Here is a 12,395-nt window from a genome sequence, read left to right as displayed (position 1 = left end):
GGTCGACGTAGTACGGCACAGGGCAAAAGCCATCGGCAGGGGGTAAAACCTTGCCGAGCATAGACGCCCTCGCCGATCGTCTGTCGGCCTACCTCGGTAAAGACCAGGTCAATCTGGTCCGCCGAGCGTATTTCTACGCCGAACAAGCCCACGATGGCCAACGCCGTCGTAGCGGTGAAGCGTACGTCACGCACCCTCTAGCGGTCGCGAATATCCTTGCAGACATGCACATGGACCATCAAAGCCTGATGGCGGCCATGCTGCATGACGTGATTGAAGACACCGGAATTGCCAAGGAAGCGCTCTGTGCGCAGTTCGGCGAAACCGTGGCCGAACTGGTCGATGGAGTCAGCAAGCTGACTCAGATGAACTTCGAGACCAAGGCCGAGGCGCAAGCTGAAAACTTCCAGAAAATGGCCATGGCCATGGCCCGCGATATCCGCGTGATCCTGGTCAAGCTGGCTGACCGGCTGCACAACATGCGCACGCTGGAAGTCCTGTCCGGAGAAAAGCGCCGGCGGATCGCCAAGGAAACCCTGGAAATCTATGCGCCCATCGCCAATCGCCTGGGCATGCACAGCATTCGCATCGAGTTCGAAGACCTCGGGTTCAAGGCCATGTACCCAATGCGCTCCTCGCGCATTGGCCAGGCGGTCAAACGGGCACGGGGCAATCGCAAAGAGCTGGTCAACAAGATCGAAGAGTCCCTGAGCCATTGCCTGGCCGTGGACGGTATCGAAGGCGAAGTCAGCGGTCGGCAGAAACACCTGTACGGCATCTACAAGAAGATGCGCGGCAAACGCCGGGCCTTCAACGAAATCATGGACGTTTACGCGTTCCGCATCATCGTCGACAAAGTCGACACCTGCTACCGCGTGCTGGGTGCTGTGCATAATTTGTACAAACCGCTGCCCGGTCGCTTCAAGGATTACATCGCGATTCCCAAGGCCAACGGCTACCAGTCCCTGCATACGACGCTGTTCGGCATGCACGGCGTGCCTATCGAAATCCAGATCCGCACCCGCGAAATGGAAGAGATGGCGAACAACGGGATTGCGGCGCATTGGCTGTACAAATCCAACGGCGACGAGCAGCAACAAGGCACGCATGCCCGTGCTCGCCAGTGGGTCAAAGGCGTGCTGGAAATGCAGCAGCGTGCCGGCAACTCGCTGGAATTCATCGAAAGCGTGAAGATCGACCTGTTCCCGGACGAGGTCTACGTGTTCACGCCCAAAGGCCGGATCATGGAGCTGCCCAAAGGCTCCACGGCGGTCGATTTCGCTTACGCAGTCCACACCGATGTCGGCAACAGCTGCATCGCTTGTCGGATCAATCGTCGCCTGGCACCGCTCTCCGAGCCGCTGCAAAGTGGCTCGACGGTTGAAATCGTCAGTGCGCCAGGCGCGCGTCCGAACCCGGCGTGGCTGAATTTCGTGGTCACCGGTAAAGCTCGCACGCATATTCGCCATGCCCTCAAGCTGCAGCGTCGCTCTGAATCCATCAGCCTGGGCGAACGCCTGCTGAACAAGGTGCTCAACGGCTTCAACAGCACCCTGGAGAAAATTCCGGCCGACCGTGTGCAAATGATCCTTACCGAGTACCGCGTAGAGGTCATCGAAGACCTGCTCGAAGACATTGGCCTGGGCAACCGCATGGCCTACGTCGTCGCCCGTCGCTTGCTGACCAGCGAAGCCGAGCAACTGCCAAGCTCCGAAGGTCCATTGGCGATTCGCGGCACCGAAGGGTTGGTCCTCAGCTACGCCAAGTGCTGCACGCCAATCCCCGGCGACCCGATTGTCGGCCATCTGTCCGCGGGCAAAGGCATGGTTGTGCACCTGGACAACTGCCGCAACATCAGTGAAATCCGCCACAACCCGGAAAAATGCATCCAGCTGTCCTGGGCCAAGGATGTGACGGGCGAATTCAACGTCGAACTGCGCGTCGAGCTGGAACATCAGCGCGGCCTTATCGCCCTGCTGGCCAGCAGCGTGAATGCCGCAGACGGCAATATCGAAAAAATCAGCATGGACGAGCGCGATGGTCGCATCAGCGTGGTCCAACTGGTAGTCAGCGTGCACGACCGTGTGCACCTGGCCCGCGTGATCAGAAAACTGCGCGCCCTGACAGGGGTCATCCGCATCACCCGCATGCGCGCGTAGCCAACCACTTCATCAGGAGTTCTTCATGACCAAGACCGTTATCACCAGCGACAAAGCACCTGCAGCCATCGGCACTTACTCTCAGGCGATCAAAGCTGGCAATACCGTCTACATGTCCGGGCAGATCCCGCTGGACCCGAAAACCATGGAACTGGTCGAAGGCTTCGAAGCCCAGACCGTTCAGGTGTTCGAAAACCTGAAAGCCGTGGCTGAAGCAGCCGGCGGTTCGTTCAAGGACATCGTCAAACTGAACATCTTCCTGACTGACCTGAGCCACTTCGCCAAGGTCAACGAGATCATGGGCAAATACTTCGACCAGCCTTACCCGGCCCGCGCCGCCATCGGTGTTGCTGCGCTGCCAAAAGGCTCGCAGGTCGAAATGGACGCCATCCTCGTTATTGAATAACCCCCCCCGGCGGAGCGCTGGCCGTTCCGCCCACCCTGCAAAGGAAGGAATCCGCTATGCGCTTTGCGCTTGCCCTCTCGCTGCTCGCCACGCTATTGAGCGGCTGTGCCAGCCACGCCGACCGTAACCCTGACGGCATCTGGATCAACCAAACCGCTATCGATGCCGCCTCCAAGGGTGGAAATCTGCGCCAGGCGCTGCTCGCTAACGGGCCTAACCTGGAATGGCACGTCGACACCAAAGCCAAGCAGGCTGCCTTCTCTAACGGCTTCGAGCTGAGTGAAGGCAAAATCGTCAGCGCCGCCGATGGCAAATGGCACGTCGATTTCTACGGTAACTTCTTCGAAGACCTGAGCCTCAAGGGTGACGAACTGGTTCAAGGCGTCAGCGACACGAGCCCGGAACAACGCTTCGTGCAGCCCGAAAATCCCGCACCTGCCGACGCACCGCCGGGCAGCAGTTTCGAGAAAGCCCTGTACAGCGCCTACATGGGCGGTAAATGGAAAATTGTCGACGGCGAAGGCGCGGGCGGCGTCGTTCAGTTCCAGCCTGATGGCAGCATTATCGGCTTGCCGGGCAATGACCGTTACGCGCTATGCCTGGCCGGTGATTGCGCAGCCATGAGCGGCGAACACGACAGCCTCTGGCTGGAAAAAGCCCAGCAAGGCAACGCCTGGATTTTTGTCCGCAAAGACAAGCAGATGGAGATACTCCAGGCCGTCAATCAGGCCAAAGCCGACGAAATGCCAGACCTGCGCCCTGGTGCACGTCACTGGTTGCTCGAGCGGAACTGAAGCCACGCGGTATGCCCTCCGCTCCCACTGTGAGAGCGGAGGCATTCGCGATACAAGCTTGTCAGGCAATACAGGGTTCAGCCCTTTATTTCTGCCCTTCAAGAATCGCTGCATACCCCTCGCGATAACTCGCATAACGCGGCACCCAGCCCAAGGCCCTGGCCCTGGCATTGCTGCAACGCTTGCTACCGGCGCGGCGCACGCTGGCCTCAGCCGACCACTGGGTAACCCCCAAGTACTCACGCAGCCATGCAACCACCTCGGCCAAGGGCGCGGGTGCATCATCGACGCCGATATAGCACTCATCCAGCGCCACGCCACGGGCATCCGCTTGTACCAGATACGCCAATAGCCCTGCTGCATCGTCGACATGAATGCGATTGCCATATAAAGGCGGCTCGACCACGACGCGATAACCCTGACGAACTTGCGTCAGCAGCCATTCGCGGCCCGGCCCATAGATACCTGTCAGGCGCACCACGCTGGCGGGGATGCCGCTGTGCAACGCCAGGTGCTCGGCCTCGAGCATCAGCCGACTGGAATAACCCGTCGCCTGGGTAGCCGATGACTCATCGACCCACTCTCCCTGTTGTTGCCCATACACACTGCTGCTGGACACGAACACCAGACGCTTGGGCTTCTGCCCGTGTTGCTTGAGCCAGCTCAATACATTGCGCAGGCCATCCACATACGCTGCCCGGTAACCGGCCTCGTCATGATCGGTCGCCGCAGCACTGTAGACCAGGTAATCAATCGGCGAGGTCGGCCAGGCGTTTGGGCAATTAGCATCGAACAGGTCACCTGCAATGCCCGTTACCCCGGCAGGCAGGCGCGCAACAGACCGGCGCAAGCCATACACGGTCCAGCCCTGAGCAAGCAACTGGCTGGCGAGACGGCTTCCAACATCACCACAACCAGCAATCAAAACAGACGGGGCAGACATGTCGGAGCTCCACAATAAACGTGCGACAACGGCGCGGTAAACAGCCGAAAATGGCGTCTGAATTTAATCAGAAACCTACCGCCAACAGGGAAAAGATACTGCACCACTTGTTGTTAACAAGAATTATTTGCAATAATGCGGACCCGTTTGCTCTGCCCTTCCGGTCATATGCCTGGCGCGAAGTGGCAGAACGAAGCCCCCTTTTTTCTCTCAGGTCAGGCCAGCATGACACGTATTCAATCCCCCGCTTCGCCCACCAAGCCTGCCAGCCTGCCGCGCGCATGGCGCGGCATTGCTGCGTTGATGCTCAGCCTGATGCTGGCTCCCGGCGCTTTTGCCAATGAACCGGTCGCCGCTGCTTCGCCCGCCGTCCAGGCTGTCGCCGCCGCACCCGCCAATGGCGCTGTCGCCCCTGCCGCAGTCCCCGCCGACGCCACCCAGGTTGTCGAGCAACATGAAGGCGCAGCCGTTGTCGATGACAACAGCCTCGGTATGGCCAACGACCTGTCGCCTTGGGGCATGTACCAGCATGCCGACATCATCGTGAAAATCGTCCTGATCGGTCTGGCCATCGCCTCGATCATCACTTGGACAATCTGGATCGCCAAAGGCTTTGAGTTGTTGGGCGCCAAGCGTCGTTTGCGCGGCGAAATCGTTAACCTGAAAAAGGCCCGTACCCTCAAGGAAGCCAGCGACAGCGCCAGTAAAGAAGGCACGCTGGCCCACCTGTTAGTGCATGACGCCCTCGAAGAAATGCGCCTGTCGGCCAACAGCCGTGAGCGCGAAGGCATCAAGGAGCGGGTCAGCTTCCGTCTGGAACGCCTGGTTGCAGCCTGTGGCCGCAACATGAGCAACGGCACCGGCGTGCTCGCGACCATCGGCTCCACCGCGCCCTTCGTCGGCCTCTTCGGCACCGTATGGGGCATCATGAACAGCTTCATCGGCATCGCCAAAACCCAGACCACCAACCTTGCCGTGGTCGCCCCCGGTATTGCCGAAGCCTTGCTGGCTACCGCGCTTGGGCTGGTTGCCGCGATTCCGGCCGTGGTGATCTACAACGTTTTCGCCCGCTCCATCGCGGGGTATAAAGCCCAGGTTTCCGATGCCTCGGCACACGTCCTGCTGCTGGTCAGTCGTGACCTCGATCACCTGCCGGCCGAGCGTAGCCAGCAGCCTCACGTGGTTAAAGTGGGGTAAACCATGGGCCTGCATCTGAACGAAAACAGTGGCGACGATCTCGTCGAGAACCACGAAATCAACGTCACGCCGTTTATCGACGTCATGTTGGTGCTGCTGATCATTTTCATGGTGGCCGCACCGTTGGCGACGGTCGATATCAAAGTCGACCTCCCCGCCTCCACCGCCAAGCCGGTTGCTCGGCCCGAGAAACCGTTGTTTCTCAGCGTCAAGACGGATCAGAGCCTGTTCCTCGGCGAAGAAAAAATCAGTCGTGAACAGCTTGGCAAAGTGCTCGACGCCAAGACCAAAGGCAAGAAGGACACGACGATTTTCTTCCAGGCTGACAAGGGCGTGGACTACGGCGACCTGATGGAGGTGATGAACGCCTTGCGCGGTGCTGGCTACCTGAAAGTCGGCCTCGTGGGCCTCGAGACGGTTGGTAAGAAATGACGACTCTGCGCCAAAAACTGACGCGCTATAGCGGTAGTCTGTTGTTGGTGCTCGCCGTTCACGCCATCGCGATTATCGTCGCGATGCGCTGGTCGGCACCCCAGGCAATCGAACTGCCTCCTGCGGCGATGATGGTCGAACTGGCGCCATTGCCAGCGCCTGCACCACCACCGCCGCCCAAGGTCGTGCAGCCGCCGCAACCACCGACGCCGGTGGAAACCCTGCCGTTGCCGAAGCTCGCTGAAGCGCCGAAGCCGGAAATCGCCATTCCCAAGCCGGTTATCAAGCCAAAAGCCAAGCCACAGCCGCCCAAACCGCAGAAAAAACCGGAGCCGCCGCAAGAAAAGCCGGCCGAGGAAAAACCAGTGGATACACCGCCGACGGACGCCAAACCTGAAAAAGCCGCCGCGGCACCGCAGCCATCCAGCACACCGTCGGACAGTCATGCGAAGCGCAATTGGCAATCCGACTTGCAGCAGCATCTGGCCAAGTACAAACGCTACCCCGAAGACGCTCGCCGTCGCGGCACCCAAGGGACGGTCAGCCTGCGCTTTGTCGTCGATGCCGAAGGCCGGGTCCTGTCCTTTTCGCTGGCGGGCAACTCCGGGAGCACCGCGCTGGACCGAGCCACTCTGGAAATGATCCGACGTGCGCAACCGTTGCCCAAGCCACCTGCGGAGGCACTGACTAACGGCGCAGTGGAAATACTCGCCCCTTTCGTTTATTCCCTGGATAAACGCTGAAATCGTAATTTTGATTGACTGGAGTACAGCTGATAACGTGCGTCTATCGATTGCAGCCGCTATGCTGGGGTCGCTACTTCATGGACGCACGCTATGACCCTTACAGAATTGCGCTACATCGTTACGCTCGCCCAGGAACAACATTTCGGCCACGCGGCCGAGCGCTGCCACGTCAGCCAGCCGACCCTCTCCGTGGGCGTGAAAAAGCTGGAAGATGAACTTGGCGTGCTGATTTTCGAGCGCAGCAAGAGTGCCGTTCGCCTGACCCCGGTCGGCGAAGGGATCGTCGCTCAAGCGCAAAAAGTGCTCGAGCAGGCTCAAGGCATCCGCGAACTGGCCCAGGCCGGCAAGAACCAGCTGACCGCGCCGCTCAAAGTCGGCGCGATCTACACCGTTGGCCCGTACCTGTTCCCGCACCTGATCCCGCAACTGCACCGGGTCGCCCCGCAAATGCCGTTGTACATCGAAGAAAACTTCACCCATATCCTGCGCGACAAACTGCGCAACGGTGAGTTGGACGCGATTATCATTGCCCTGCCGTTCAATGAAGCCGATGTACTGACCTTGCCGCTGTACGACGAGCCGTTCTACGTACTGATGCCTGCGGACCACCCCTGGACCCAGAAAGAGTCCATCGATGCCGCTGCGCTGAACGACAAGAGCCTGTTGCTGCTCGGCGAAGGTCACTGTTTCCGTGATCAGGTACTCGAAGCGTGCCCGACACTGGCCAAAGGCAGCGAAGGCGCCAAGCACACGACCGTCGAATCCAGCTCGCTGGAAACCATTCGGCACATGGTCGCTTCAGGCCTGGGCATCTCAATCTTGCCGATGTCCGCCGTCGACAGCCATCACTATGCTCCTGGCATCATCGAAGTGCGTCCGCTGACCCCTCCGGTGCCGTTCCGCACCGTGGCGATCGCCTGGCGCGCGAGCTTCCCTCGGCCCAAGGCGATCGAGATTCTCGCCGACTCCGTGCGCCTGTGCTCGGTGACCCGGCCTAAAGTAGAAGCGAGCTAAGTCGCAACATGAGCGAGTTGTCCCACGTCTCCGTCACGGCGCTTAAAGGCGTCGGCGCGGCCATGGCCGAGAAACTGGCCAAGGTAGGCCTCGAGAATCTTCAGGACGTCCTGTTCCACTTGCCCCTGCGTTATCAGGACCGGACCCGCGTCGTGCCCATCGGTGCGTTGCGTCCGGGCCAGGACGCGGTGATCGAAGGGGTGGTCAGCGGCGCCGATGTGGTCATGGGCAAGCGCCGCAGCCTGCTGGTGCGCCTGGGCGACGGCACGGGCACGCTCAGCCTGCGCTTTTATCACTTCAGCAACGCGCAAAAAGAGGGAATGAAGCGCGGCACCCATCTGCGCTGCTACGGTGAAGCCAGACCCGGCGCCTCCGGACTGGAAATCTATCACCCGGAATATCGTTCGCTGACCGGCGATGAGCACATCGCGGTAGAGCAGACCCTTACGCCCATTTATCCGACCACCGAAGGCCTGACTCAGCAGCGTTTGCGCCAGCTGTGCCAGCAAAGCCTGGCGCTGCTGGGCCCAAAAAGTCTGCCCGACTGGCTGCCTGAAGAGCTGGCCCGCGACTATCAACTGGCGCCGCTGGATGAAGCCATTCGTTATTTGCACCATCCGCCCGCGAACGCCGACCTGGAAGAGCTTGCCCTCGGCCATCACTGGGCTCAGCACCGTCTGGCATTCGAAGAGTTGCTGACCCATCAGCTGTCGCAGCAGCGCCTGCGTGAAAGCCTGCGCTCGCAGCGCGCACCGGCATTGCCCAAGGCCACAAAGCTGCCACCACAGTTCCTCGCCAACCTTGGTTTTGCACCCACTGGCGCGCAGCAACGGGTCGGCAACGAAGTCGCTTATGACCTGAGTCAGCCAGAACCCATGCTGCGCCTGATTCAGGGCGATGTCGGCGCGGGCAAAACCGTGGTCGCTGCTCTGGCGGCCTTGCAGGCACTGGAAGCGGGTTATCAAGTGGCGCTGATGGCACCGACCGAAATTCTGGCTGAACAGCATTACGTCAACTTCAAACGCTGGCTCGAACCTTTGGGCGTTGATGTCGCGTGGCTGGCTGGCAAGCTCAAGGGCAAAGCCCGGGTCGCCTCGCTGGAGCAGATTGCTGGCGGTACACCCATGGTAGTGGGCACCCACGCGCTGTTTCAGGACGAAGTGCAGTTCAAGAATCTGGCGCTGGTCATCATCGATGAACAGCACCGCTTCGGCGTACAACAGCGCCTGGCCCTGCGCAAAAAGGGCGTTGGCGGTCTGATGTGCCCGCATCAGCTGATCATGACTGCGACGCCCATCCCGCGCACCCTGGCCATGAGTGCCTACGCCGACCTCGACACCTCCATCCTCGACGAACTCCCACCGGGCCGCACACCGGTCAATACCGTGCTGGTGGTCGACAGTCGCCGGGTTGAAGTCGTCGAACGCGTTCGCGCGGCCTGCGCTGAAGGGCGTCAGGCCTATTGGGTCTGCACCCTGATCGAAGAATCCGAAGAACTCACCTGTCAGGCCGCCGAAACCTCATTCGAAGAGCTGACCAGCGCCTTGGGCGAGTTGCGCGTGGGCTTGATCCACGGGCGCATGAAACCCGCGGAAAAAGCCGCCGTCATGGCCGAGTTCAAACAAGGCGCCTTGCAACTGCTGGTGGCAACCACCGTCATCGAGGTCGGCGTCGATGTACCCAATGCCAGCCTGATGATTATCGAAAACCCCGAACGTCTGGGCCTGGCGCAACTGCACCAGTTGCGCGGGCGCGTCGGACGGGGCAGCGCCGCGAGTCATTGTGTATTGCTCTATCATCCACCCCTGTCGCAGATTGGTCGGCAACGACTGGGCATCATGCGCGAGACCAATGATGGTTTCGTCATCGCTGAAAAAGATTTAGAACTGCGCGGCCCTGGCGAAATGCTCGGCACCCGGCAGACTGGCTTGCTGCAATTCAAGGTCGCCGACCTGATGCGCGACGCAGACCTGTTGCCAGCCGTCAGGGACGCCGCACAAGCCTTGCTCGAACGCTGGCCCCAACATGTAAGCCCACTGCTGGAGCGCTGGCTGCGCCATGGCCAGCAATATGGACAGGTATGAAGAGTGTGCGTCGATAACGACGCCGGATAACTAAGCTGGTTATACTCCCTAAATTGTAACAATCTGGATACGAGTCATGACAGAAGTTGCCTTCGCCGATGCAACCCCGCCCGCTCCGTCTGTCATTCGGGCGCTGTTCGGCAAATTAGCCGTCAGCTACCGGGAAGTCATGGATGACACGAGCCTTCCTGCCTCGCAGAGAGTCCAGGCCGTACTCCTCGGCGACGCCGTTGGCGCGCTGCTGGTCCTGTTTCCGCAGAGCCATCTGCTGGACCTCAACCGTCTCGCCGAGTTGACCGGACGCACGCTGACCGCCATTCCTCAAGAACGCCTCGATCGCATGCTCGGTAAATTCAACCAGAGCATGCTGCCTGGCCTGCCTGCGCTGAACGGCTCACCGTGCCTGTACGAAGAGCGATTGCTGGAAGAGCCGACGCTGCTGATCAATTCCGGCGAGCCGGGCCTGTTGCTGGAAATCTCCAGCGAGGCCTTCAAAGGCATGATGAGCAAAGCCAGCGCGGCAACGTTCGGCGAACCATTGAGCTTGATCCGGCCCAACCTTGACCGCCCGGACGATGACCGCGAGGAAATCATCCAGGCGATGCACGCCTTCACCGCACGTCGCATTCAGCAACGTCTGGAAGAGACGCTGGAAATTCCACCGCTGGCCGAGACCGCGCAAAAAATCATCAAGCTGCGGGTCGATCCCAACGCCACGATTGACGACATCACCGGCGTGGTCGAGACCGACCCGGCATTGGCGGCACAAGTGGTCAGCTGGGCCGCTTCGCCTTACTACGCGTCGCCCGGCAAAATCCGCTCGGTGGAAGACGCCATCGTCCGCGTGCTTGGCTTCGACCTGGTGATCAACCTGGCCTTGGGTCTGGCGCTGGGGAAAACCCTGAGCCTGCCCAAAGACCATCCGCAACACACCACGCCTTACTGGCAGCAGTCGATCTACACTGCGGCCGTGATCGAAGGCCTGACCCGCGCCATGCCTCGGGCACAGCGTCCGGAAGCCGGCCTGACGTACCTCGCCGGTTTGCTGCACAACTTCGGTTACCTGTTGCTGGCACACGTTTTCCCGCCGCATTTCTCGCTGATCTGCCGCCATCTGGAGGTCAATCCGCACCTCTGCCACAGCTATGTCGAGCAGCATCTGCTGGGCATCAGCCGTGAACAGATCGGTGCATGGCTGATGCGCTACTGGGATATGCCTGAGGAGTTGGCCACGGCGCTGCGCTTCCAGCACGATCCGTCCTACGCTGGCGCTCATTGCGAGTACGCGAATCTGGTGTGCCTGTCGGTACGCTTGCTGCGTAAAAACGGCATCGGTTCAGGGCCGGAAGAGGACATCCCGGACGAACTGTTCGAACGCTTGGGTCTGCCGCGCGACAAAGCCGAAGAGTCGGTGAAAAAGGTACTGGAAGCCGAAGTACTGCTGCGCGAACTGGCGTCGCAATTCGCTTAAACAGTCACACCCTGCAGGAGAGACCCCGTTTGCTGCGCGACAGCGCAATGTCGAAGACGGGGCAACATCTCCTGCAGGTGATCTCAGACCGCTTTCTTCTTCGGCTTGAGGAACTTGGTCAAGCCCTGAAACCAGATCACCAGGCCCGGATTACCCGTGATCTGGATGTCCTTGTCCTGAATCCCCTGCATAAACGCCAATTGCTTGTTTTTAGCACGCATCGTGGCGAAACCGAACGCAGCATCCTTGAACGAAATCGAGAACGCTGGCTCGGCGACCACGCCTGGACGGCTGATGAGGCGCTGGCCGCTCACGACGAAATGGCGCGCGACCGTGCCGTCGAATGTCTGCAGCTGGAAGGTCAATTCTTTACCGGCCAATTGATTCTGAAAAGCGGGATTGTTGCGGCTGGCTTTGGCCATCATTCGGCCGAGCATCCACAGGAGAAAACGAAATTTCATGCACACAGCCTCAACGGGGACGCCGCTCAGGTCAAAAGCGGCCAGCGGCGCAGTGTAGCGGTTTGCAGCACCTGCAACCGTAGTGAAATGTTACTCGATCGGCGAGGATCGCTACTGGAATCAGATTGTTCGACAATTTCAGGTCAGCACACCCCACCTTTTTCAATGCAAAAAAATAGGCACCCAACCTGCCAACCCGATTGGTATGCCCATTTTTTGCTGCTGCTCGCCTCCCGCTGAGGCGTCGAGCAGATTAAGGATTAACGCTGTCTTTCAAAAATTTGCCAGGCTTGAAGGCCACGGTGTTGCTCGCCTTGATTTTGACTGGCTCACCTGTTTGCGGGTTTTTGCCGGTACGGGCACCGCGGTGACGCTGCAAGAAAGTGCCGAATCCCACCAAGGTGACGCTGTCTTTACGATGCAGTGCGCCGGTGATCTCTTCAAGCACTGCGTTGAGTACCTTGTTGGCTTGTTCTTTGGTGAGATCCGCTTTTTCAGCAATGGCGGCTGCGAGTTCTGGTTTACGCATATAAAGCCTCTTTGACGTTTTTTTGTTGTTATGTCCGTGCTGTTCTTCCCGAACAGCGACCAAGGCGCCGCAACAGCTCTACGATGCGGCAGACGAGAATGAGGATGGCATGCCGTCGGGGCCCGCGCCAGCCTGTGCGCGACGTTTGTAGAAACAAAA

Annotated in this window: 12 protein-coding genes; 9 read left to right on the top strand and 3 right to left on the bottom strand. The window is 59.9% G+C overall.

All coding sequences use genetic code 11. From position 1 onward, the window contains the following. Positions 1 to 50 precede the first annotated feature (50 nt). Genes spoT through AC1MEA_RS07875 form a run of 3 tightly spaced genes read left to right on the top strand, consistent with a single transcriptional unit; the run spans position 51 to position 3,359 of the window. Positions 51 to 2,159, top strand: coding sequence for a bifunctional GTP diphosphokinase/guanosine-3',5'-bis pyrophosphate 3'-pyrophosphohydrolase (spoT, locus tag AC1MEA_RS07885; protein ID WP_219063063.1), 2,109 nt, complete (start codon positions 51 to 53; stop codon positions 2,157 to 2,159). 25 nt (positions 2,160 to 2,184) lie between these two features. Then, positions 2,185 to 2,565, top strand: a complete 381-nt coding sequence (locus tag AC1MEA_RS07880; protein ID WP_003229509.1) for a RidA family protein — start codon at positions 2,185 to 2,187, stop codon at positions 2,563 to 2,565. Positions 2,566 to 2,621: 56 nt separating this feature from the next. Continuing rightward, on the top strand, positions 2,622 to 3,359 hold the full coding sequence (locus AC1MEA_RS07875; protein ID WP_449634262.1) for a hypothetical protein: 738 nt from the start codon (positions 2,622 to 2,624) through the stop codon (positions 3,357 to 3,359). Between the two features lie 85 nt (positions 3,360 to 3,444). Here the strand turns inward: AC1MEA_RS07875 and AC1MEA_RS07870 are convergent, their stop codons facing one another. Continuing rightward, the gene (locus tag AC1MEA_RS07870; protein ID WP_219063065.1) at positions 3,445 to 4,302 is read right to left on the bottom strand and encodes an SDR family oxidoreductase; all 858 of its coding nucleotides are present in this window, start codon (positions 4,300 to 4,302) and stop codon (positions 3,445 to 3,447) included. 225 nt (positions 4,303 to 4,527) lie between these two features. Between AC1MEA_RS07870 and exbB the strand changes: the two genes are divergently transcribed. From exbB to AC1MEA_RS07840, 6 genes are all read left to right on the top strand, one after another. Further along, positions 4,528 to 5,499, top strand: coding sequence for a tonB-system energizer ExbB (gene exbB / locus AC1MEA_RS07865; RefSeq protein ID WP_480917279.1), 972 nt, complete (start codon positions 4,528 to 4,530; stop codon positions 5,497 to 5,499). A gap of 3 nt (positions 5,500 to 5,502) precedes the next feature. Continuing rightward, on the top strand, positions 5,503 to 5,931 hold the full coding sequence (gene exbD / locus AC1MEA_RS07860; protein ID WP_480917278.1) for a TonB system transport protein ExbD: 429 nt from the start codon (positions 5,503 to 5,505) through the stop codon (positions 5,929 to 5,931). Next, entirely contained in the window at positions 5,928 to 6,674 is a 747-nt protein-coding gene (locus AC1MEA_RS07855; RefSeq protein WP_449634260.1) for an energy transducer TonB, read from the top strand. The genes exbD and AC1MEA_RS07855 overlap by 4 nt, the downstream gene beginning before the upstream one ends. Positions 6,675 to 6,767: 93 nt before the next feature. Next, positions 6,768 to 7,691, top strand: a complete 924-nt coding sequence (locus AC1MEA_RS07850; RefSeq protein ID WP_449634259.1) for a hydrogen peroxide-inducible genes activator — start codon at positions 6,768 to 6,770, stop codon at positions 7,689 to 7,691. An 8-nt stretch (positions 7,692 to 7,699) separates the two neighbouring features. Next, complete coding sequence (recG, locus tag AC1MEA_RS07845) at positions 7,700 to 9,775, top strand: ATP-dependent DNA helicase RecG (protein WP_480917277.1); 2,076 nt, start codon at positions 7,700 to 7,702, stop codon at positions 9,773 to 9,775. 76 nt (positions 9,776 to 9,851) lie between these two features. Beyond that, positions 9,852 to 11,246: an aminoacyl-tRNA deacylase and HDOD domain-containing protein gene (locus AC1MEA_RS07840; protein WP_449634257.1), complete on the top strand. Its 1,395-nt coding sequence runs from the start codon at positions 9,852 to 9,854 to the stop codon at positions 11,244 to 11,246. An 83-nt stretch (positions 11,247 to 11,329) separates the two neighbouring features. Here AC1MEA_RS07840 and AC1MEA_RS07835 read toward each other — a convergent pair whose 3' ends face one another. After that, on the bottom strand, positions 11,330 to 11,707 hold the full coding sequence (locus tag AC1MEA_RS07835) for a helicase (protein ID WP_449634256.1): 378 nt from the start codon (positions 11,705 to 11,707) through the stop codon (positions 11,330 to 11,332). A gap of 253 nt (positions 11,708 to 11,960) precedes the next feature. Beyond that, on the bottom strand, positions 11,961 to 12,236 hold the full coding sequence (locus tag AC1MEA_RS07830) for an HU family DNA-binding protein (protein WP_219063073.1): 276 nt from the start codon (positions 12,234 to 12,236) through the stop codon (positions 11,961 to 11,963). Between the last annotated feature and the right edge of the window lie 159 nt (positions 12,237 to 12,395).

The organism is Pseudomonas sp. ASL8, assembly GCF_056680355.1.
Note: the sequence above shows the minus strand (reverse complement) of the source record. Positions and strands in the feature narration are given on the sequence as shown.

Bases quoted from the DNA above. Each gene is read 5' to 3' on its own strand.
- AC1MEA_RS07855 (WP_449634260.1), top strand. From the start codon at position 5,928: ATGACGACTCTGCGCCAAAAACTGACGCGCTATAGCGGTAGTCTGTTG.
- exbD (WP_480917278.1), top strand. From the start codon at position 5,503: ATGGGCCTGCATCTGAACGAAAACAGTGGCGACGATCTCGTCGAGAAC.
- exbB (WP_480917279.1), top strand. From the start codon at position 4,528: ATGACACGTATTCAATCCCCCGCTTCGCCCACCAAGCCTGCCAGCCTG.
- AC1MEA_RS07835 (WP_449634256.1), bottom strand. From the start codon at position 11,707: ATGAAATTTCGTTTTCTCCTGTGGATGCTCGGCCGAATGATGGCCAAA.
- AC1MEA_RS07875 (WP_449634262.1), top strand. From the start codon at position 2,622: ATGCGCTTTGCGCTTGCCCTCTCGCTGCTCGCCACGCTATTGAGCGGC.
- AC1MEA_RS07870 (WP_219063065.1), bottom strand. From the start codon at position 4,302: ATGTCTGCCCCGTCTGTTTTGATTGCTGGTTGTGGTGATGTTGGAAGC.
- AC1MEA_RS07880 (WP_003229509.1), top strand. From the start codon at position 2,185: ATGACCAAGACCGTTATCACCAGCGACAAAGCACCTGCAGCCATCGGC.
- AC1MEA_RS07830 (WP_219063073.1), bottom strand. From the start codon at position 12,236: ATGCGTAAACCAGAACTCGCAGCCGCCATTGCTGAAAAAGCGGATCTC.
- recG (WP_480917277.1), top strand. From the start codon at position 7,700: ATGAGCGAGTTGTCCCACGTCTCCGTCACGGCGCTTAAAGGCGTCGGC.
- AC1MEA_RS07840 (WP_449634257.1), top strand. From the start codon at position 9,852: ATGACAGAAGTTGCCTTCGCCGATGCAACCCCGCCCGCTCCGTCTGTC.
- AC1MEA_RS07850 (WP_449634259.1), top strand. From the start codon at position 6,768: ATGACCCTTACAGAATTGCGCTACATCGTTACGCTCGCCCAGGAACAA.